This is a genomic window from Pontibacter lucknowensis (assembly GCF_900156415.1).
Taxonomy (GTDB): Bacteria; Bacteroidota; Bacteroidia; order Cytophagales; family Hymenobacteraceae; genus Pontibacter; species Pontibacter lucknowensis.
In genome coordinates, this window is record NZ_FTNM01000003.1 from 460,625 (window position 1) to 480,677 (window position 20,053).

Below are 20,053 nucleotides of genomic sequence, written 5' to 3' on the forward strand. Positions count from 1 at the left end.
TGAAATGCAATGCTGGTACAAAACTTCGACTTTGACGCTAACCTCGCCATAGCCCGGCAATGTGCGGCTGACATGGTCCGCAACGGCCTGTATTCCCGCTTTGGCCTTTCAGAGAAAGAGCGCCTCGAGAAGGCGGTGCTGGGATGCATGGGGGAGTACGCTTTCGAACATTGGCTTAAGTCCCTTGGCTATACCTACGAGGTTGATCGTGCCGGCTTCGAAAACAGGAATGCGGATGCGTTCGACTTTTTGATTGGCGGCTGTAAAATAGATGTGAAAGTTGCGAAGAAATCAACTGACAGGCCACCGAACGACAACTGGACCTATGGTTACCCGCAGGAGCAAAAGCCGGCTTCAAAAGATTATGTAATCGTAGGTTGGGTGGATTTTAGCAGAAAAGAAGTAGGGTATTATGGCTGGATAGCGGGTAAGGAAATCAGCAGATTTCCGGTGGTGACAAAGAATACCTTTGCCGGCTACAGCTACCGTACGCCTAACCACGAGTTTAAATGGGGAGCCTTGCACAAAAACTTCGAACGTTTCTTCCAAGGCGTTCTACAGAGCAAGGAAGCATAAGATCGCCGGCGACTGGTGCTACCCCCTCAGGTAAGAGTGAGCTCTTTCAATGTACAGTCTTGACTTCTGTACAATTATGCTAAATTTGCGCCCCGCCTCAACAGGCGAGCTGCATTTTGCGTTAGCATATACCTGCAAGTATAACGCTAACACCCTTAAAGCCTGATTTGAACATGACAACCGATACGATAAATAAAGCAGCCCTTTTCGCAGAAACAGAACAGCAACTAAAACAACAACACTTTAACATCAGCAGCCAGGACCAGGACCGTCCCTGGGGCGGATTTTTTGTGATCGACGAAGCCCAGGCACAGGACTTTGCCAACACCTATTTCGACAACATGTCGGTAGATGAACTGAAGATATCCGGCAAGTTAAGCCCGAAAATACTGCTGGTAGCACCGCACAAGCGACTGAGCTGGCAGTACCACCATCGCCGCGCCGAAATATGGAAAGTAGTGAAAGGTTCTGTAGGAGTTGTGACCAGCGACACAGATGAAGAAGGGGAATTGAAAGTGCTAAGCACCGGTGACCTGATTACCCTGCGTCAGGGAGAACGTCACCGCCTGGTGGGCCTTGACGATTGGGGTGTGCTGGCCGAGATCTGGCAACATACCGATGCGGCCAATCCTTCCAACGAGGATGATATCGTGCGTGTGCAGGATGACTTTGGCAGGTAAAATCTGAATTTGACAGGTATGGAAATGGCGCTGCAGCTAAGCTACAGCGCCATTTTTATTTTTATTACTCCAGCAAATGCCGGCATTTAAGCAGTTGCTTTTCCACTTCCTGTATGGTGAAGCGCGGGTTGCTGTTGCCGAAGTTGGTCTGCACGTAGTTGAGAATGTTGGTGATCTGCCCTTTGTTAAGGTGCTCAAAACCTGGCATACCCTGGTTATAGTTTTTACCATTCACGACAATGTTGCCCGTCTGCCCGTGTTGGATGATGCAGGCCAGCTCATCGCGGTGATTCTCCAGGTAGTCGGCGCCTGCCAGCGGCGGAATGAGGTTGCGGAGTCCGCTGCCGTCATCCATGTGGCAGTTGGCGCAGTACTGGGTATAGAGCTTTTCTCCTTCGTTTTGCTTATCAGTGTAAAAGCACTGGGTCAGAGTGAGTAAAGCGGCTATACCGGCAGCATAGTGCAGGAATTTAGTTTTTATCAGCATCCTTCTTTTTCTTTTTAGGCAAAAGGGCCGGTATGTCACGGATCAACCGATCGACCTGGGCTGGGTCGGTGCCATCGTAGATGCCGCGCACGTGGCGGTTCTGGTCCACGAGCACAAAGGCGCCGCTGTGCACAAAGCCGCCGGGCTCTTCCTCGTCTTCCATCGCCGACACCATGTACTGCATGGCAATGCTGTAGATGCTGTCTTTCTCGCCAGTCACAAAATGCCATTTGTCGCTGTTCACCTGCAGGCGGTCAGCGTAGTCACGCAGCACGGCTACTGTATCGTGTTTCGGATCAATGGTATGAGAAAGGAGCATGACTCTTGGGTCATCCTCAAAAGCTTCGTAGATGCGCAACATCTGGCTTTTCATCTTAGGGCAGATGGTCGGGCAGGTCGTAAAGAAAAAGTCGGTGACGTATACTTTGTCCTGCACGGTGAGGCTGGTCACCACCTGGCTGTCCTGGTTGATGAAAGCGAAGTCAGGTATGCGGTGGTATACCGTATCGGTTACCTGCTGGCCGTCAACTTGGCGCTGCACCAGCTGCCGCTCGCCCAGGTAGGGGAGTGTGCCGGCATCAGAGGACTGTTCCTGCGAACAGGCCTGCCAGCTGAGTGCAGACAGGCCAAGCAGCAAGGCTGAAAAAAAAGTGTTTAGTTTATTTCTTTCCATAAGTCGCATAAGTTTCCTGTGCTTGGGTGATGGTGCTGTCCATTAGCGATTTTACCCGTTCCATTTTCTGGTGTTCAGCATTCAGGTATAGCATCGCCTGCTGGTGTGCCAACGTGTCGGGAGCCTTGTACTGGCGCATCCACTCCATCATGGCTTCATCGGCCTGGTCCAGTTCCTGTATACGGCGCGCGAGCAGGCTAATGGTCGCGGTGTCGGCAGACTGTGCCTGCAGCGTATCGCGGAGGCTGGTGAGGTTGCGGCGCAAGCGGTAGATTTTACTCATGTCGGCCATGGCCTCGTCGTGCAGGTCCATCACCTCTGTTTCCAGGGCCTGTTGTCGCTCCGCTTCACTGGCGCCGCCCTGGCAGGCAAGCAGGGTGAGGGGTAAACTCAGGTATAGCAGCCACTTTTTCATCGTTCAGCTGATAAGGTTTGGTGTAAGAACAGGTATAGCTGCAAAGGTATAGGATATGGCAGAATAATGGCCCCTCAGGTGCTAAGTTTTGGGCAATTCCCTTTAGGCGGGCATTAAAAAGCCCGGCACGGTGGCCAGGCATTGGTTTAAGATAAGTTTGTTTTGATTAGGCAGGAACCATTAGTTCTGAATGCAGGGCTTGAGCTACCTGGTTGTATTGTCCCTCGGAGATACGGCTTCGCAGAAACTTCATTACATCCTGGAAGGCATAGTGGGCGTGCTCCAGTGTCGGGAAATCGGCCATGTCAGCAAAGGCGTCTTTGGAGCGAATAAACTCCAGCCATTCTTCTTCATGGCGTATGCGCACGGGCTCTTCCCGCAGCGTGAAGCCATCAAAGTATATACCTTTCCAGACGATCGGAAGCTGGGCCGCCAGGTGTATGGCTTCTCCGGCAGGTATGCGGTCACGGATGGCGTGCAGCACCGCTCTAAAGATACGGGCAGCTTTCATCTCGTCTTCTATACCCAGGTAGTCACAGAGCTCGTGTAACCAGGTCTTTGCCTCCTTTTGATAATTCTCAAAATTCATGGACATGTTTACCTCCTTTTTTATGGTTAAACATCATGTACTCTGTTATTTACAACGAATCAGCCAGGAGAGGGTTATCAGATAAAAGGGAGTACGCTCACAAGCACGCCAATAGCACTGAAACAATGGTAAACGCCCAAAACAATTTAACCATCAACAATTTAATAATTTGACTACCACTTCTTAAAGACAAAGAACACGGCCAGCAGGATGAAAATGAAGCCAACGATGTAATTCCATTTCACCTCTTCGCGCAGGTATAGCACCGAGAAGCCTACAAACACGACCAGCGTGATGACCTCCTGTATCGTTTTGAGTTGAAAGGCTGTGAACTGTCCGTGCCCAATCCGGTTGGCAGGCACCTGGAACATGTACTCAAAAAAGGCAATGAACCAGCTCACCAGGATTACCTTCCAGAGCACGGTGTCTTTGAACTTCAGGTGACCATACCAGGCGAAGGTCATGAAGATGTTGGAGATAAGAAGGAGTATAATCGTTTTCATGCCCGAAATTTAACATAAGGCGCATTCATGATGGCATAAAATTTAAGCAACCTTCGCAATGCTGAGTCAGTATGTTCGTTTACAACACGATGCAATGCCTGACTGAGCTATGAAAAAAACCGGGTCGGCCCTCGAGCCGCCCCTAAGGGCAAAGTAGACGAAAAGCGAGTAAAATCACTTGCGTCCATCTGCCGATATATTTTGCATTCGACTTGATCAGAAAGACCGCCTCCATAAGAGGTGGTCTTTTTGTGTTTTTAAGGTATAAGTATTTGTGAAACAGGCACTAATGGGCATTCGTTTTTGTTTAAATCAAGGTGTGCTTCCTGCTTATACCTGATGGGATCACAGGTATGCAGCAATCGGTGTAAAGTACTGCTCCGAAAAGCATAGATAAAATGAAATAAATTGGTAATTTTACCTATTCAATCTACCCAGATACACACATGAGTGACGTAGAAGAAAAACAATTGCATAACAATTATTCAGCAGATAGTATTCAGGTACTGGAAGGACTTGAGGCCGTTCGCAAGCGTCCTGCCATGTACATCGGTGACATTGGCATCAAAGGCCTGCACCACCTGGTGTGGGAAGTAGTGGACAACTCCATTGACGAGGCCCTGGCCGGTCATTGCGATACGATCAATGTAACCATCAACACTAACAATTCCATTACTGTGTCGGACAACGGGCGCGGTATACCTACCGACTTCCACCAGAAAGAAGGCCGTTCGGCCCTGGAGGTGGTTATGACGGTACTGCACGCCGGTGGTAAATTCGATAAAGACACATACAAAGTATCCGGTGGTCTGCATGGTGTAGGTGTATCGTGTGTGAACGCACTGTCTACTGATTTGCACGTAACCGTGCACCGCAACGGAAAGGTATTTGAGCAGCACTACAACATCGGTGTGCCAGCTTATCCGGTGCGTGAAATCGGCACGACAGATAAGACTGGTACTACAGTAACGTTCCAGCCTGACGCTTCGATCTTTACCACCACAGAGTATAAGTATGACACCATCGCCAGCCGTCTGCGCGAGCTTTCTTTCCTGAACAAGGGCATCCGCATTAACCTGACGGACCTGCGTGAGACTGGTGAGGACGGACAGCCACTTTCTGATTCTTTTTACTCAGAAGGCGGCCTGAAGGAATTTGTGGCCTACCTGGACGAGACGCGTGAGAATCTGATTCCAGAGCCAATCCATATTGAAAGCGAGAAAAACGGCGTACCGGTAGAGATCGCTCTTCAGTACAATACCTCATATACTGAGAACATCTTCTCGTACGTGAATAACATCAACACCATAGAAGGTGGTACACACGTTGGTGGTTTCCGTCGTGCTCTTACCCGTACTTTGAAGGCTTATGCCGACAAGTCAGGTATGCTGGACAAGTTGAAGATCGATATCGCCGGTGATGACTTCCGTGAAGGTTTGACGGCCGTTATTTCGGTGAAAGTGCAGGAGCCGCAGTTCGAAGGACAGACCAAAACCAAACTGGGTAACTCCGATGTGGGTGGTGCTGTGGATACGGCTGTGGGCGAAATGCTGAACCAGTTCCTGGAAGAAAACCCGAAAGAGGCCCGCACGATCGTGCAGAAGGTGATACTGGCGGCGCAGGCCCGTAACGCAGCCCGCAAGGCCCGCGAAATGGTGCAGCGTAAGAACGTGCTTTCGAGCACCAGCCTGCCTGGCAAACTGGCCGACTGCTCTGACAATAATCCGGAAAACTGCGAAATCTACCTCGTGGAAGGTGACTCAGCAGGTGGTTCTGCCAAGCAGGGCCGTAACCGTATGTTCCAGGCCATTCTGCCGCTTCGTGGTAAGATCCTGAACGTGGAGAAAGCACAGGAGCACCGCATCTACGAAAACGAAGAGATCAAGAACATGATCACCGCCCTGGGCGTGAGCTTCGGAACCGCAGAAGGCGAGAAGGCCCTGAACATGGAGAAGCTTCGTTACCACCGCATCATCATCATGACGGATGCGGACGTGGACGGTTCGCACATCCGTACCCTGATCCTGACCTTCTTCTTCCGTTATATGAAAGAGCTGATTGAGAATGGTTATATCTACATCGCCCTTCCTCCGCTATACCTGGTGAAGAAAGGCAAAGAGGAGCGCTACTGCTGGAGCGAGCAGGACCGCATCGATGCCATTGCTGAACTAGGCAAGGGTAAGGAGGACAGCGTAGGCGTGCAGCGTTACAAAGGTCTTGGTGAGATGAACCCGGAGCAGCTTTGGAACACGACCATGGACCCTGAAACCCGCAGTTTGAAACGTGTAACAATTGAGTCTGCCGCTGAGGCTGACCACTTGTTCTCGATGCTGATGGGTGACGAGGTAGGTCCTCGCCGTGACTTCATCGAGCGCAACGCCAAGTACGCTCGTGTAGACGTGTAATCTATATCAAAACATAAAACAGCAGCGGCTGCTTTCGGAAGAAGGCAGCCGCTGCTGTTTTATGACAGGTTTGTTCAATACAGGTCAGGCGCCAGTGCTATACCTGACTTCAAGCGGTTCCTGTAGAACCCCCAAAGTATTAACAACACTAACAGCAATCCCCAGCAGCCTGCCAGTATCCAGGTGCTGGCATCACTTGAAGCCGACGTAGTGCTGAATAGGCTTCTCGTTGATTCGTAGGCGATGTTGGCGCCCCAGTGTATGCCGAAGGCAAGCCAAAGCGATTTGGTAATGATGACCGCATAGGCCAGCACCAGGCCTAATAACAAAAGATAGGAGAGGACTGCCGCACCATCACCTAATCGCCAAATGTGATTCAGCACATAGACCAAAGCGGAAAGCAGCACCCAATAAGTGGGCTTCATATATTTGACTAGATGCGCATATAAATAACCCCGGGTTAGAATGTCCTCCGCAACAGAGGGAACCGCAGTCATCAGCAGGAGCATGGGAACTTGTCCTACAAAGGTTGTGATGGTTATGCTGGAAACAATGCTTTCATACCCCAACAGAACCGAGAGGTAGAACGATAGGATGAAAAATGTCAGGCCTAGCAACAGCCCCACCAAAAGCTGCCGCAACCATTTATCTTTCAGACTCAGGCCATAGCCCCCAAGTCCTGTCCACCCCTGCGCTCTGGCCAGGAAAAAAGCTGCCACTATAAACCCGGTTTTAAACAGGGCCATTATCCAAAAAACAAAAAAAAACTCAGGGAAATGATAAATGGCGAAAAGGAGGAAAAATCCTGGTGCACATGAGAGTAGACTACGTATAGGCATAGCTTTTCCGAAGAGCCATTAGAAGCTCTCAAGCAACAATAATAATTTAAATTATAGGTACTTACAATGTATAGGGAGGGGTAAATTTCGGACAAATGGTTTGTTGATTATTCTTTTGTCAGGTTGTATGCATTTGCACATCTAAAACGCTACCAAAGCACAGGCACCTACTTGCTTACCGCTTCACTCAGTTTCTCAAATACCTTCCCCATTTTATCCAACACAGCTTGCTGATCGCTTAATTTGTAGTCCTGCTGCAGGTCGTTGGGATGGCGGTAGCTCAGGTATACCTGGCCTTCTTCGTCTTCCCACACCAACAGGCGCAAAGGCAGATCTAAGCCGGCACGCTGATCGGCCTGCATCAGGTTAGTGCCAACCAGCGGATTGCCGAAAATAAGCACATGTGTAGGCCGGAGATCCAGCCCCTTGTCACTGGCGGCTTTGGCGTGGTCTACTTCCACTACCAGGTTGATGCCCATACCCTCTATTGCAGTTCGGAGTCGTTTCAGTGTTTCCTCCATGCCATAGGCGCTTGGTTTAGTGGTTAGCTGTCCGGTTTGCGAAGGCTGTGCTATACCTGCACAGGCGATGCAGATCATCAGGAAAAATGCTAATGTAAGGTGCTTCATCTTATTAGAATCTAAAACCGACGCGGGCATCCAGAAAATCCGCCACATGGCGATGGGCCTTCAGGTTGATGCCGTAAAACATGCGCCCTCCTGTATGGTACTCCAGGCCCCAGCGCTGGTACACCGGGTCGCGGGCTTTGTATGGAGAGTATACGTATACCCCAAGCTGCTGATTGAACCGGAAACGACCTATGCGCAGTTCGTGCCCCACCAGCAAAGCACCCCGCTGAAAATCACGCCCGTCCTCTTCGTCCTGCAGGTGCTTACGCAAGGTATAGTCTGCTATCCACTCGGCCCCACCAGTCAGCGCACTGATGCGGCCAACGGGCTGGCTGACGTAAGCAGTTATACCTAGCAGTGGCAGCTTGCGTGAAGGTTCGTCGTGGCGGTCCTTGCCGGTGCCAAACACGGCTACCAGAAAATTACGCACCTGCTGCTCCTGCATACTTGCGGACATTTGGCGCTCAGGGAAAGCGGCAGGTCGCAGGGCATAGTTGAGCCCCAGTGTAGCCGAGGGAAAGTTGATGCCCTTGTTCGGCTGACGCAACCCTCCATTCGAGATATGCTTGTACGTACCGCCTGCCCGCAGCATCCAGCGCTCGCTGAGGCGGTAGTTGCCCATCAGGTTAATTTCGAGCGGAAAACTGATGGCTGTGCTGTAAAATAGATTTTCAGGGTTGGTGTCAGGGTCATAGATGTTGTCCATGTAGGCCAGCCCAGCCCCGAAACGGAAAGACAAACTGAAGCGGCGATGCGCTGATAGAAAAGGCTCTACATACAGGAGCAAGGTATAGGCATTGCCCAGAATGTCAGGATTGTCAAAGTTGTAATAAGCCAGTGCGGCACCCAACCTGGGGTAACCCTGCAGGTACTGCCAGGCGCGTTCGTTGGTAAAGTGCAGACTCACATCCGCCTCTATACCCCAGGGATTGGAACCGGAAATATCCCGAATCTCTCTGGAATGTGGAATGATGAAGCCCGTGTGCCCCGTCAGGCCGATGTTGATCGCAGACCGGGTGGAATCGCTTTGCCACGCAGCAATTGCCAGTACAGGCTCACATAGTAGCGACAGTACCATAGCCAGGGATAATAGCAAACCGGTATGAAAACCTCTTCCACTGTTCGTCATCTTTATAACTTTTTGCTGCCTCAAGGCAATTTAACTCTTCAACAGGCCAGTTCGCCAGTTTGGCACCTGCCTGGTAGTCTTTCTCCAGAAAGTCGGGCAGGGCCTGGTGCGCTCACGTACAGCATAACACGCCACCAATGATTAAGCAGGGGCATCAGCGTCAGGCGTATCTTGCCTACAATCTGAAGGTACAGATGCGGCGTGTCCTGTGGGCCTCCCAGTCGGCAAGGGGTAGGGGAGGACGTTCAAACTCGCTGGTGTCGGGCTTGTTTGTACAGCTTCTTACATTGGCTCTTGTTTTATACCGGGCGCCTGCTGATTGGTTTTGAGATTCTGGTATAGATCAGGGTAAAGCCGGGCTTTTTTGGCGCCGGGCGATGCTCTTGGAAAACATTTATGCAAGCTTTCGTCAAAAGGCATGACAAATTCACTAACAAAAATTATATTAGCAGTTGGGCATACTTAATCTAATGTCCGTATACCTGCGTCTGTCAGGGAGCCTCTGTTCTCCGACTTGATATGAGGCTCCTTTAATATCTGAAAACATGTTAACCAATAAGGTTTCTGACCAAATAAAGAGAAGTAAATACATTAGCCGCGACCTGAGCTGGCTGCGTTTTAACTACCGTGTGCTTGACCAGGCCCGCGACACGAGTCGCACCATTTTTGACCGGCTCAAGTTTATGGCCATCACGGCTTCCAACCTCGACGAGTTCTTTATGATCCGGGTAGGCAGCTTGTATAACTACATCGATTACGGCAAAGAGCGACTGGACTACTCTGGCCTGCGCGAACTGCCCTTCCGTAAGAAATTGCTTGACTACGCGCACCGCTTTGTCAACGATCAGTACCTGACATTCAACAACGAACTTACCGAGCTGTTTGACAAAAGCGGTTTTGACATACTCAAGGTGGGCGACCTGACCGAGATCGAGCAGAAGAAGGTAGACAGCTATTTCAAGAACACGATCTATCCGCTGCTCACGCCCATGGTGTTTGACAACTACCATGGCTTCCCGCTGCTCATGAACCAGCTGCTGACCTTTGGTGTGGTGACCCGCACCACCGAGGAGCAGAAGGCGCAGGACCGCGTGACCTTTGTGCAGATACCCCAGAACCTGGCCCGTTTTTACGAGATCAACCGCAAGGACAAGATCATCTTTGTGCCGATTGAGGAGATCATCCGCTGGAAAATCAAAAAGCTGTTTCGTAACGTGGAGATCGTGTCAGCGAACCTCTTCCGCATTACCCGAAACGGAGATTTTACACTGGAGGAGTCTGACGATATTGAAGCTGACTTTGTACAGGAAATCAAGTCGAAGCTGAAGACGCGCAAAAAAGGACGTGTGGTGCGCCTGGAGATTGAGCGCAATCCGTCTGCCTTTATGATGAAGGTGCTGAAGGAGCGCTGGACCATCGACAATGCCAATGTCTTCACGATCACGAGCATGATCGACCTGCGCGGTCTTTGGCAGATCATCAACCACCGGCAATTCAAAGACAAAGGTTTTAAGCAACCCGCATCCGTAACGCCGCTCAGCCTTCCGGCCGAGTCGGTGGACATGTTTCAGTATCTGAAAGAGCATGACGTACTGCTGCACCACCCCTACAACAACATGGAGCCTGTAGTGCAGCTACTGGAGCGCGCCGCCGAAGACCCTTATGTACTAGGCATCAAGCAGACGATTTACCGACTGGCGGATCAGTCACGTGTGACGGCTGCTTTGCTGAAGGCTGCTGAAAATGGCAAGCACGTATCGGTGCTGTTTGAGGTGAAGGCCCGCTTTGATGAGGAGCGAAACCTGCGTGAGGGTGAGCGTCTGGAAAAGGCTGGCTGTTTTGTGATCTACGGCATCAGCAAGTATAAGACGCACACCAAAATGCTTATGATCATCCGGAAGGAAGGGGAGAAGGTGACGCGCTACGTGCACATCGGAAGCGGTAACTATAACGAGCAGACCGCCCGCCTGTATACGGACGTGAGTCTGCTGACCACCAACGATGTGTATGCGCATGACGTGTCGGAGTTTTTCAATGTAATAACCGGTCACTCCCGACCAAACGAGTATAAATACCTGCTCACTTCTCCTAAATCCATGCGCCAGCAACTGATCGAGCTGATTCGCCATGAAGCACGCAATGCCAAGAAAGGGCTGAAGAGCGGAATCGTGATCAAGATCAACTCACTGGAAGACAAGGAGGTGATAGATGAATTTTACAAAGCTTCCAAGGCAGGTGTTCCGATTAAGCTCATCGTGCGCGGCATCTGCTGTTTACGCCCGGGCCGTGAAGACCTGAGCGAGAATATTTCAGTAAAGTCGATCGTAGGAGAGTACCTGGAGCACAGTCGCATCTATTACTTCCACAACAACGGTGACCCGAAGGTATATGGAGGCAGTGCCGACGTTATGGTGCGCAGCTTTGACCGCCGTATTGAAGCACTTTTCCTGATCGTGAATGAGGAACTGAAAAAAGAGGCGATCAATATTCTGTACTACAACCTGCTCGACAACCAGAACTCCTACATCATGCGCGAAGACGGTACCTATTCCCGTAAAAAGCCCGCCGCCAATGAAGAGATCGTTGATGTGCACAAACTGTTCTACAAGAAGGTGTTCGAGGAAACAACGCAGGAGGTAGAGTTAGTATAAAATCTGGTTTTATCTTCCGCTGAAAACAAGAACGGGAGTGGTACATGATCATCATGCGCCACTCCCGTTTTTTTATAAAAGTCCCGCCCGGCTAAGTCATTTCCACCATAGTAATCACGTGCGAGGAAGATCGCTCCATAGCATGTGCCTGCGGGCAAGGCGAAAACTACCTGCTGATCTGACTGATCACAAACCGCTCCTGATGATGCTGCTCATATAAAGCGTGAATCATTCCGTCTTTGAGGCCGACGGCAGGCACGAGCATGCTCTCGAGCTTGGCCCACTTCATGGCGGACAGGTATATCTCAGCAGCGGGGAGGATAACGTCGGCGCGGTCAGGGTTGAGGAGCAGTTCGGTGATGCGCTGCTCCATGGTCATCGCTGCTACCCGCTGTGTGATCTCTTCAATCTGCTTGCGGAAAATCGCCTTGCCCACTGCCTTGCCTGACAGGTCAAATATCTTGTTGATGTTACCTCCTGTGCCAATGGCGCGGGTGAGATGGTATTTTTTGGCGTTCTCTTCGATCCATACCCGCATGTTGTTCCAAAGCTCCTGTGAGTCCACGCCGTGCATGTGCCGGATGGAGCCCTGCTCAAAGGATTGCGAGGCCATCTTCTCCCGGTTCACATAGATGTTGAACTCGGTGCTACCGCCGCCCACGTCAATGTGCAGGTAATTACGCTCATCCAGAAAGTTCACGATAACTTTGTTGATCAGGTCGGCTTCGGCTACCCCGTCGATCACCTGGATGTTCATGCCGATGGCCTGGTGCACACGGTCCAGAATTTCAGGGGCATTTTGGGAGGTGCGCATGGCAGAGGTGGCGCACACCATATAGTGGTCCACGTCGTGCACGTCGAGTAGCAGTTGAAAAGCGTGCAGTAGCTTGATGAACTTCTGAATTTTGTGCTCGCTGATAAAACCGGCATTGAACACATCCTCTCCAAATCGGATGGCGTAGCGGATGTATTCAACTCTTTTAAAAATTACGTTTCCATTCTGATTCAGAACGTTGGAGATCTGGCACCTCACCGCGTTCGAACCGATATCAATAGCAGCTAACTTCAAAAATTATCCGGTTAAGAGCGTACAACATGCTTTACTAAGCCAAATATAGGTATAAATGCTGTACGCAGAAAGTATCGGTGCTGCCAATTAAACCGGCGATTTTACTCAGCAGACTGCACCCAGCCGAGTCTGCCGTCCGGCTGTCGCACGAGGTCAAACTGTCCGTTCACGGCTACTACAGGTATAGCAGCGCCTGCTGGCAGACTATCCATTTGCCCGGCTTCGGAGTGTGCGTCATCCAGCAGCGGACGCTCCTGTCTTAGTTTTTTAACGGCAATGGGCTTGGCTATACCTTCCACCAGTGAGCTGATGATATATGCCTCCGACTGATCGGGCAGGCGCACGCGGTACCAGTTGTTTGCGGCACCCACCACCTGGAGCGGCGTGTGCTTGCTGAGGGAGGTATGGAGCGCTGCTTTAGCTGAAGGCTCTGCCCGCACATTGGCCATTTTGGACGACACCCTTACCCAGTTGCCGATCTGCGTGGCATCCACTTTCACGGTAGGTATAGGTGCTGCAGACTGGTGCACGTAGGGGTAGGGGTTGGTGGCACCGCGACCATAGCGGTAAATGCCGAAGTGCAGGTGCGGGCCGGTTCCCCTGGCATTGCCGGTGTTGCCGACCAATCCGAGCGTGTCGCCTACACTGACGCGCTGTCCGGCTGTAACCAGCTGCTGGTCAAGGTGGGCGTAGTAAAGGTTCTGCCCACGATTCAAATCCGAAAGCCAGATCACCTTGCCGCCACGGGGCGTTTCGTTCACACGCGACACGACACCGTCTACCGAGGCGATGACGGGTGTGCCGCGCGGTGCGAAAATATCAATGCCTTCGTGGCTGCGAGCGCCTGCATCACGTGGGTCACCCCAGATGCTGGCGATGTGACGACTTGACTTACCAGGTATAGGAAAAGCCAGGGTAGGCTGTGCTTGTATAGTGATGGTATAAGTGCCGCCGCGCAGCAGCTCCGGCTGCACACGCAGCAAGTGCGCCATGTCCTCATCCACCACGTAAGTCAGCGTAGTGGCTGTGCTATCTGTGTGGGCAACCTGTTTGGGGGCTCTGGCCGGGTCGGTGCTGGCTTCAAACAGATCCATGAAAACCTGCATAGTCTCCCGTGCTTTCATCTCCAGGCTCACTACCAGTTTCTCGCCGCGTTTGGCTTCTACTCTGTAACCGAGCGCTCGTGGTTTGTCAGCCGGAAAGTAGCCGGTTTCTTTGAAAGGCAGCGTAACCGGCGTGGGTGTTTGCAAGGCAGTTTGCCCTGTCGCCAGCCAGTCCTGCCCCACAGCCGTCTGATCAAGTTTGGCGCTCTTCAGGGATGAGACATAGGCCTCGTAAGGCGTCTCTTTTTTGAACACGCCACGCAGCGTTTCCCGGCTTCCGCAACTGGAGAGGAAGAGGGTAACGAGTAAGAAGTATAAGAGAGAAGAATAGCTTATCGGCTTTCTGTTCATGTTTGGTTTCGTTTCCGGATTTCAGATGTGTATCCCTTTCTATACAAATATGATACCTGATTTGATTCCTTTTACTTGATATAGAATGATTTAAGCGCAATGTTGTACCTTTTGGGCAAATCTGAACAGTGCCTGAGCAGTCACGTAAAAACAGGTGTACCAATGGGAAAGGATCGTGAGAACGAACGTCAGAAAGAAAAGTATCAAAGAGCGGTGGCGCAACCGCGGAAAGAGAATGGGCAAACGACTGTTGCCTCTTTTTGCGCCGCTCATACTATCACCCTCCGCCTCCATAGGGGCTGGTAAATATGTATCCGTCAATCATAAGGTGAAGCCTAACGTGACAGCATTGTCTGTCATGCGGTTTGAGCAGGTATCCTTTGACCTCTACACTCAAATGAACCTGAGTGAATCGGACCTGAACTACGATGTGTTTAACAATGCCTTGATGGGCTATTATGGCATGTACAACGAAGGGCGTCTGTCAGATAAAGGCATCCTGACCATAGTAGACTTCACGAAGCCCTCCAGCGAAAAACGTCTCTGGGTGCTCGACCTGAACAACCGGCAGGTGCTCAGCAACACGTATGTGGCGCATGGCAGAGGCTCAGGCGAAGTGATGGCACAGACTTTTTCCAATGAGCACAAGTCCTTTATGAGCAGTGTGGGCTTTTACGTGACCGACGAGGTATACTATGGCAAGCACGGCAAATCGCTGCGGCTAGATGGACTGGATGAGGCCTATAACTCCAATGCCCGTGACCGTGCCGTGGTGATGCATGGCGCCGAGTATGCCACCGAAGACTTTATGAATAAATACGGCAGACTGGGCCGCAGCCTGGGATGTCCGGCAGTGCCACTGGGTGAGCACGAAAGCATAATCGATGCAGTAAAAGGCAAGACAGCCCTGTACATCCACTCGGGTGACCAGACCTATACCTCGCACTACCTTGACAATGCCAATGCCGTGGCGGGCTATATGGCAAGCACGCAGCCTACCCAGCTTCCGCCAGCGGAGTTTTCCATTTAATGCCACAGCCTATACCTGGTTTCTGGTCAGCTCTAACCTGATCACCGTTCAGCAAGGCATCAAGCGCCTGTCGCAGGTCCTGTCCTGTTACGGGCGTTTCGCTTTTGGGGCGTGCGTCATCAAACTGGCCATGGTAGGCCAGGCGCATGTTGCGGTCGAACACAAAAAACTCTGGTGTGCATACTGCCTGGTAGGCGCGGGCCACTTGCTGGGTCTGGTCATACAGGTATGGAAAAGGAAAGCTTTTTTCGCCGACCAATTCCCGCATCTGCTGCGGACCGTCCTGTGGATAATTCGCCGCGTCGTTTGCGCTGATCCCTACAAAACTTACCCCTTTTTGCTGATACTCGCGGGCTACCTTCACCAGTTCGTCCAGTATGAGCTGTACGTAAGGGCAGTGGTTGCAGAGGAACATGATGACAGTGGCTTTGTTAGAAACCACATCCTCTAAACAGACGAGCTTGTCGGAAGCCGTGTCGAGCAGGGCAAAGTTGGGTGCTACAGTGCCCAGTGGTAATGCTGTGGAAGCTAATGGCATAATGCTGTAGATTAGGTGAGAGAATCTTTCTGGCTATACCTGAAAGCTGAATCAATGTAAGATTTTTGTGTGAATTAAAAAAGAAAAGGGGTGCTTATTACGCAACAGCTTTCAGCTGCGTAATAAGCACCCCTTTTCTGATTTTTTGGCGGAGCTATCTGCCGTACAGCTCTATTTCCTTTCTCAAGCGCTGCGCTGTAGTTTTGGTAAACATACCGGGCTGCAGGCGCCACTGCCAGTTACCCCTGGCGGTAGAAGGCTTGTTCATGATCGCTTCCTTACCCAGACCCAGCACATCCTGTATAGGCAGTACCACGAGTTGCGCCACCGACATGTAAGCCAGGCGTGCCATCACCTCATGCACGTTCTCTTTTGAAAGGCGCTGGGCACTGTAATCGCTCAGGCGCTTCTTATCATCTCGGCTGGCGTCCTGCTCATACCAGGCCCGCACGGTGCTGTTGTCATGGGTACCGGTGTATACAATGCTGCTTTTGATGTGGTGGTGTGGCGCATAAATACTCTCGGGCAAGTCTTCACCGAATGCAAAGAGCAGCACCCGCATGCCCGGCAGATCAAACTGGCTCATCAGGTCTCGTACCGGCTGGTCTATCTCACCCAGGTCCTCGGCGATGATGGGCATGGCAGGGAATTTCTTGCGTACCACGTTCAGCAATTCGGCTCCCGGGGTATTCACCCATTTCCCGTTGATAGCGGTTTCTTCTCCGGCAGGCACTTCCCAGTAAGCCGAGAAAGCCCGGAAATGGTCGAGGCGCAGCAAACCGAAAAGCTCCAGGTTATGGGCGATGCGCTGCAGCCACCAGTCAAAGTTTTGGTCCTGCAGTTTTTTCCAGTCAAACACAGGCGTGCCCCAAAGCTGTCCTGTTTCGCTGAAGTAGTCCGGTGGCACACCCGAAACAGCGGTAGGCATGCCGGCCTGGTCCAGTTTGAATAAATGTGGGTGTGACCAAACATCGGCACTGTCATGGCTTACATAAAAGGGCATGTCACCGATAAAGGTGATCTCTTTGGAGGTGCAGTATGCTTTGAGTGCCTCCCACTGGCGATAAAAAAGGAACTGGAAAAAGGCTTCCCGCTCAATCTCACCAGCCAACTCAGCCAAGAGTGCCTCCATAGCATGATCCTGCCGTGTTTTAACTTTCTCAGGCCATTCCACCCAGGGTTTCTGATCGTAATAATGTTTGAAAGCCACAAAGCTTGTAAAGTCTGGCAGCCATGCCTTGTGCGTTTCCCGAAAGCGGATAAACGCGGCTTTGAGTTTGCTAGCCTTGCCGTCTTTGTAGTTGTCGTACGCCTGTCGCAGCAGCTTCACTTTATAGTCCGCCACCTTCGGGTAGTTTACCTTGGATTTGTCGAAGCCGCCGCCCGCCCGTATGTCCTTTTTGTCCAGCAGGCCATCTTCCACCAGCCGTTCGGGGCTTATCAGCAGGGGGTTGCCGGCAAAGGCGGAGTGGCTGCTGTAGGGCGAGTTGCCTGAGCCGATTTCAGTCGGGTTGAGCGGCAGGATCTGCCAATAGCGCTGGCCCGCCTCAGCCAGCAGGTCGGCAAACTTATAGGCCTCTGAGCCCAGGTCGCCGATGCCATAAGCGGATGGGAGCGAGGTGATGTGGAGCAGGATGCCGCTGCTTCGTTTGGGTATAATCATGCGTTTGAGGATGTTAAAAGTGCAACCGGGAAAGTCTTGAAAATCTCGGCCAAAGGTATAGACTGCTTTGCCTGCACCTGCTGTCCGCCAAAAAGCTGCTGCCAGTTTTGCGGCGCTTCGGCAGGAAGTTCCACCATCGTGTCACCCCACACCTGTTCGCCCAGTGGCAGTTCCTTTTCTGAGATGATGCTCGTGAGCAGACGCGGCACCACCACAATGCACCAGTTCTCTTCGTGGTGGCGGGCGAAGGCCATGGCATGGCGGCTGTGCTGGCCCTTTAATTTTAGCGGGATATAATCGCCCTCGTCGAAAAGTGATTTCAGCTCTTTGCGCAGGTGGAGTACCTGGTGCAGCAGGTATAGCTTCACGCGGGCATCGGTGGGGGAGGAGAGCAGCTCCTGCTGCAGCTCATCACCGTTTTCGTTGTGCTTTATTTCCTGCAAAAATTGCTGTCGTTGCTCGTAATCCACAGGGCGGCGGTTGTCCGGATCTACCAGGCTGAAGTCCCAGAGTTCGCAGCCCTGGTATACATCGGGCACGCCCGGACAGGTGGTTTTGAGGAGCGTCTGGCACAAGGAGTACAACCAGCCAAAATGAGCCGCCTTCTGGAAAAAGGGCTTGAAAGAAGCCATGAAGTCCTTGTCTTCCTGCAGCAGTTGCTGCACCAGATTTTTGACCGATGTTTCATAGGCTTCATTTGGCTCCGACCAGTTGGTGTTGATCTTGGCCTCCCGGAAAGCCTTCACGAGGTACTCCTGAACCCGTTCCACCAAGGTATCGTCCACCTTGCCGTCGATCGGCATCACGCCCAGCAGGGTTTGCAGGATGAAGTAGAGGTCGTTTGCTGTCGGTCTGTCGGATTTGCTATGCTTCCGTGCCAGTTGCATCCAATCCTGCGCATTTTTCTCCCACTCTTCCGGCAGCTCACTCAGCACCTGCAGGCGCATACGGGAGCCTTCGCCGCGTTTAGTATCGTGCGTGGCCGTGGCGTTGATGGAGTGCGGATAGGTTTGCATGCGGTATTGCATGCGCTCATGGAAATCACGGCGGTCGAGATTGAACACATCCGGACTGTTTCCCACTTCGTTGAGCGCCAGCAGGCGGTTGTAGTTGTAGAAGGTGGTGTCTTCCACACCCTTCGCTGCCAGCGGACCTGTAAACTGCTGACTGCGCATCACGAAGTATAGCTTTTCTCGCTTTAGTTCTTCGCTGTCCTGCTCACCTGACTCAAACAAGGTGCGCAGGTGTTCCAGCTCGGTTTTGACCTCAGGTGCTTTTTCATGGGCAATGGCTAAAGCTTTGCCCACCACTTCCATGGCCCCGGACGGCAGCGGGAAGGTATGGCCGTATATGCGGTATACCGGGAAGGAGGCCAGCAGTGTAGCCAGGGCATGATGCCAGTTTTTATCTTCTGACGAAGCAGGTATAAGTTCACAATCACGCAGCAGACGCATCAGGTTTTGCAGTTCGCCCTGCATGTAGTTTTCGAGTATCAGCAGCTTCTTTTCGTACACCAGCTTTTCGTAGTCGAGAGGGGCGTCGGGCACCAGACGGTGGTAGATGTCGGTAAGCTTTTTCTCACCCTCAGCGTCGGTATAGAGGTTACTCACCCAGGCCAAAAAATCGTAGCCGCTGTTGCCTTCTATTGGCCAGTAGTCGGGCATGTTTTCTTCCCCTTCCAGAATTTTCTCCACCACCAGGTATACCTGTTCGCCTGCCAGTTCGCGAAGTCGCTCCAGGTAGGTATCCGGGTCAAAAAGGCCATCGACATGATCTACCCGCAGCCCCTGCACCAGTTGCCGCATGCAGAGCTCCTTGATAAACTGATGGTAATGATGAAACACCTCCTCCCGCTCCATGGCCGTGCAGATCAGGTCGTTGACCGTGAAGAAGCGGCGGTAGTTGATACGCTTCTCTGTTTCCTGCCAGTGACTCAGAATATAATATTGCTGCCGGAGCAGTTCCTGAAGGGCTGTCTTGTCCTCGTTTATACCTCGTAGTACATCGGCTATACCTTGCTTTACTGCAGAATGATCTTGTGCAATCTGGTAGAGAGCCTGTTTCGCCTGCTCCCAATCGTTAGGCTCCAGCCTGTCGTGCGACATTAATTGCTCCAGCTTTTGCACCTGCTCCGTTAGTGCTGCGCTGGCTTCTGAAGAATTGAGCTTTTCGGCTACGCGCTCCAGCAGGAAGGTATAGCTGTCGATGCTGATTGGGTAAATATTGTCGAAGTAGTGTAGCCGGAAACCCTGTTCATCGAAACTGAGCTTAAGCTGCCCCTGCTTGACCACTTCCTGCAGAGGCTCTCCCAGGAAGGGTACCATTAGTTGGCCCTTAAAGTCAGGATGGTTGAAGTTGACATCGAAGAAGGTATAGAAGCGCGACTTCTGGCCTTTTTCCAGCACGTCCATCAGCCAGGCATTGTTCGGGTGAAAGGCCATGTGGTTTGGCACGATGTCCTGCAACCAGCCCATGCCATGTGCTTTCAGTTCGTCTGCTATCGCCTGTAATTCTTCCATGGTGCCCACATCGGGGTTGAGCTGGTGCGGATCCGTCACGTCATAGCCGTGCTCACTGCCGGGACGGGCCGTGAAAAAAGGCGCAGCATAGATGGTGCTGATGCCCAGGTCCCGCAGGTAGGGGAGTATATTTTTCAGGTCCTTCAGTTTAAACTTCGGAGACAGTTGTAGTCTGTATGTAGAGGAAGGTATGTATACCATGTT

The 20,053-nt window shown here is 51.8% G+C and carries 19 protein-coding genes; 5 read left to right on the top strand and 14 right to left on the bottom strand.

The window, feature by feature from the left end:
• Window positions 1-9 precede the first annotated feature (9 nt).
• Both BW972_RS12820 and BW972_RS12825 read left to right on the top strand, forming a co-directional pair.
• On the top strand, window positions 10-576 hold the full coding sequence (locus tag BW972_RS12820) for a hypothetical protein (RefSeq protein ID WP_007657984.1): 567 nt from the start codon (window positions 10-12) through the stop codon (window positions 574-576).
• A gap of 173 nt (window positions 577-749) precedes the next feature.
• Window positions 750-1,256 carry a cupin domain-containing protein gene (locus tag BW972_RS12825; protein ID WP_007657986.1) on the top strand — a complete coding sequence of 169 codons (507 nt, stop codon included), beginning with the start codon at window positions 750-752 and terminating at the stop codon, window positions 1,254-1,256.
• 64 nt (window positions 1,257-1,320) lie between these two features.
• Here BW972_RS12825 and BW972_RS12830 read toward each other — a convergent pair whose 3' ends face one another.
• The 5 genes from BW972_RS12830 to BW972_RS12850 form a co-directional block, all read right to left on the bottom strand.
• Window positions 1,321-1,743, bottom strand: coding sequence for a c-type cytochrome (locus tag BW972_RS12830; protein WP_076422413.1), 423 nt, complete (start codon window positions 1,741-1,743; stop codon window positions 1,321-1,323).
• A complete protein-coding gene (locus BW972_RS12835; protein ID WP_007657990.1) occupies window positions 1,727-2,416 on the bottom strand; it encodes an SCO family protein in 690 nt (229 codons plus the stop codon). Before BW972_RS12835 ends, BW972_RS12830 begins: the two co-directional genes overlap by 17 nt.
• Window positions 2,403-2,831 (bottom strand): hypothetical protein, encoded by a 429-nt coding sequence (locus tag BW972_RS12840; protein ID WP_076422414.1) that lies wholly within the window; start codon window positions 2,829-2,831, stop codon window positions 2,403-2,405. The genes BW972_RS12835 and BW972_RS12840 overlap by 14 nt, the downstream gene beginning before the upstream one ends.
• Window positions 2,832-2,997: 166 nt before the next feature.
• Window positions 2,998-3,426, bottom strand: coding sequence for a DUF2267 domain-containing protein (locus BW972_RS12845; protein ID WP_076422415.1), 429 nt, complete (start codon window positions 3,424-3,426; stop codon window positions 2,998-3,000).
• Window positions 3,427-3,593: 167 nt separating this feature from the next.
• Window positions 3,594-3,923 carry a DMT family protein gene (locus tag BW972_RS12850; protein WP_007657994.1) on the bottom strand — a complete coding sequence of 110 codons (330 nt, stop codon included), beginning with the start codon at window positions 3,921-3,923 and terminating at the stop codon, window positions 3,594-3,596.
• 446 nt (window positions 3,924-4,369) lie between these two features.
• On the opposite strand from BW972_RS12850, the gene gyrB reads away from it, so the two are divergent.
• Window positions 4,370-6,328 carry a DNA topoisomerase (ATP-hydrolyzing) subunit B gene (gene gyrB, locus BW972_RS12855; protein ID WP_007657995.1) on the top strand — a complete coding sequence of 653 codons (1,959 nt, stop codon included), beginning with the start codon at window positions 4,370-4,372 and terminating at the stop codon, window positions 6,326-6,328.
• Between the two features lie 74 nt (window positions 6,329-6,402).
• Here gyrB and BW972_RS12860 read toward each other — a convergent pair whose 3' ends face one another.
• The 4 genes from BW972_RS12860 to BW972_RS20210 all read right to left on the bottom strand — a co-directional run bounded on the left by BW972_RS12860 (window position 6,403) and on the right by BW972_RS20210 (window position 9,146).
• A complete protein-coding gene (locus BW972_RS12860; RefSeq protein ID WP_076422416.1) occupies window positions 6,403-7,167 on the bottom strand; it encodes a CPBP family intramembrane glutamic endopeptidase in 765 nt (254 codons plus the stop codon).
• Between the two features lie 167 nt (window positions 7,168-7,334).
• On the bottom strand, window positions 7,335-7,796 hold the full coding sequence (locus BW972_RS12865; protein ID WP_076422417.1) for a DUF302 domain-containing protein: 462 nt from the start codon (window positions 7,794-7,796) through the stop codon (window positions 7,335-7,337).
• A gap of 4 nt (window positions 7,797-7,800) precedes the next feature.
• Window positions 7,801-8,925 (bottom strand): acyloxyacyl hydrolase, encoded by a 1,125-nt coding sequence (locus BW972_RS12870; protein WP_234986372.1) that lies wholly within the window; start codon window positions 8,923-8,925, stop codon window positions 7,801-7,803.
• 38 nt (window positions 8,926-8,963) lie between these two features.
• The gene (locus BW972_RS20210) at window positions 8,964-9,146 is read right to left on the bottom strand and encodes a DUF5996 family protein (protein WP_369750938.1); all 183 of its coding nucleotides are present in this window, start codon (window positions 9,144-9,146) and stop codon (window positions 8,964-8,966) included.
• Between the two features lie 324 nt (window positions 9,147-9,470).
• Here BW972_RS20210 and ppk1 point away from each other — a divergent pair, with 324 nt between their 5' ends.
• Window positions 9,471-11,576: a polyphosphate kinase 1 gene (ppk1, locus tag BW972_RS12880; protein WP_007658003.1), complete on the top strand. Its 2,106-nt coding sequence runs from the start codon at window positions 9,471-9,473 to the stop codon at window positions 11,574-11,576.
• A 166-nt stretch (window positions 11,577-11,742) separates the two neighbouring features.
• Here ppk1 and BW972_RS12885 read toward each other — a convergent pair whose 3' ends face one another.
• Both BW972_RS12885 and BW972_RS12890 read right to left on the bottom strand, forming a co-directional pair.
• Window positions 11,743-12,645 carry a Ppx/GppA phosphatase family protein gene (locus BW972_RS12885; RefSeq protein WP_007658004.1) on the bottom strand — a complete coding sequence of 301 codons (903 nt, stop codon included), beginning with the start codon at window positions 12,643-12,645 and terminating at the stop codon, window positions 11,743-11,745.
• Window positions 12,646-12,746: 101 nt separating this feature from the next.
• On the bottom strand, window positions 12,747-14,099 hold the full coding sequence (locus BW972_RS12890) for a peptidoglycan DD-metalloendopeptidase family protein (RefSeq protein ID WP_076422419.1): 1,353 nt from the start codon (window positions 14,097-14,099) through the stop codon (window positions 12,747-12,749).
• A 175-nt stretch (window positions 14,100-14,274) separates the two neighbouring features.
• Here BW972_RS12890 and BW972_RS12895 point away from each other — a divergent pair, with 175 nt between their 5' ends.
• Window positions 14,275-15,129 (top strand): murein L,D-transpeptidase catalytic domain family protein, encoded by an 855-nt coding sequence (locus BW972_RS12895; protein ID WP_234986373.1) that lies wholly within the window; start codon window positions 14,275-14,277, stop codon window positions 15,127-15,129.
• Here BW972_RS12895 and BW972_RS12900 read toward each other — a convergent pair.
• The 3 genes from BW972_RS12900 to treY all read right to left on the bottom strand — a co-directional run bounded on the left by BW972_RS12900 (window position 15,095) and on the right by treY (window position 20,050).
• On the bottom strand, window positions 15,095-15,667 hold the full coding sequence (locus BW972_RS12900) for a thioredoxin family protein (RefSeq protein WP_076422420.1): 573 nt from the start codon (window positions 15,665-15,667) through the stop codon (window positions 15,095-15,097). The two genes, BW972_RS12895 and BW972_RS12900, sit on opposite strands and share 35 nt — an antisense overlap.
• Window positions 15,668-15,821: 154 nt before the next feature.
• Window positions 15,822-17,330, bottom strand: a complete 1,509-nt coding sequence (gene malQ / locus BW972_RS12905) for a 4-alpha-glucanotransferase (protein ID WP_076422421.1) — start codon at window positions 17,328-17,330, stop codon at window positions 15,822-15,824.
• Window positions 17,327-20,050 carry a malto-oligosyltrehalose synthase gene (gene treY, locus BW972_RS12910; RefSeq protein ID WP_076422422.1) on the bottom strand — a complete coding sequence of 908 codons (2,724 nt, stop codon included), beginning with the start codon at window positions 20,048-20,050 and terminating at the stop codon, window positions 17,327-17,329. The genes malQ and treY overlap by 4 nt, the downstream gene beginning before the upstream one ends.
• Between the last annotated feature and the right edge of the window lie 3 nt (window positions 20,051-20,053).

What these genes read in the sequence shown, in the direction of transcription:
- BW972_RS12820 (WP_007657984.1), top strand. Translation starts at nt 10, where the DNA reads ATGCTGGTACAAAACTTCGACTTTGACGCTAACCTCGCCATAGCCCGG.
- BW972_RS12825 (WP_007657986.1), top strand. Translation starts at nt 750, where the DNA reads ATGACAACCGATACGATAAATAAAGCAGCCCTTTTCGCAGAAACAGAA.
- BW972_RS12830 (WP_076422413.1), bottom strand. Translation starts at nt 1,743, where the DNA reads ATGCTGATAAAAACTAAATTCCTGCACTATGCTGCCGGTATAGCCGCT.
- BW972_RS12835 (WP_007657990.1), bottom strand. Translation starts at nt 2,416, where the DNA reads ATGGAAAGAAATAAACTAAACACTTTTTTTTCAGCCTTGCTGCTTGGC.
- BW972_RS12840 (WP_076422414.1), bottom strand. Translation starts at nt 2,831, where the DNA reads ATGAAAAAGTGGCTGCTATACCTGAGTTTACCCCTCACCCTGCTTGCC.
- BW972_RS12845 (WP_076422415.1), bottom strand. Translation starts at nt 3,426, where the DNA reads ATGTCCATGAATTTTGAGAATTATCAAAAGGAGGCAAAGACCTGGTTA.
- BW972_RS12850 (WP_007657994.1), bottom strand. Translation starts at nt 3,923, where the DNA reads ATGAAAACGATTATACTCCTTCTTATCTCCAACATCTTCATGACCTTC.
- gyrB (WP_007657995.1), top strand. Translation starts at nt 4,370, where the DNA reads ATGAGTGACGTAGAAGAAAAACAATTGCATAACAATTATTCAGCAGAT.
- BW972_RS12860 (WP_076422416.1), bottom strand. Translation starts at nt 7,167, where the DNA reads ATGCCTATACGTAGTCTACTCTCATGTGCACCAGGATTTTTCCTCCTT.
- BW972_RS12865 (WP_076422417.1), bottom strand. Translation starts at nt 7,796, where the DNA reads ATGAAGCACCTTACATTAGCATTTTTCCTGATGATCTGCATCGCCTGT.
- BW972_RS12870 (WP_234986372.1), bottom strand. Translation starts at nt 8,925, where the DNA reads ATGACGAACAGTGGAAGAGGTTTTCATACCGGTTTGCTATTATCCCTG.
- ppk1 (WP_007658003.1), top strand. Translation starts at nt 9,471, where the DNA reads ATGTTAACCAATAAGGTTTCTGACCAAATAAAGAGAAGTAAATACATT.
- BW972_RS12890 (WP_076422419.1), bottom strand. Translation starts at nt 14,099, where the DNA reads ATGAACAGAAAGCCGATAAGCTATTCTTCTCTCTTATACTTCTTACTC.
- BW972_RS12900 (WP_076422420.1), bottom strand. Translation starts at nt 15,667, where the DNA reads ATGCCATTAGCTTCCACAGCATTACCACTGGGCACTGTAGCACCCAAC.
- malQ (WP_076422421.1), bottom strand. Translation starts at nt 17,330, where the DNA reads ATGATTATACCCAAACGAAGCAGCGGCATCCTGCTCCACATCACCTCG.
- treY (WP_076422422.1), bottom strand. Translation starts at nt 20,050, where the DNA reads ATGGTATACATACCTTCCTCTACATACAGACTACAACTGTCTCCGAAG.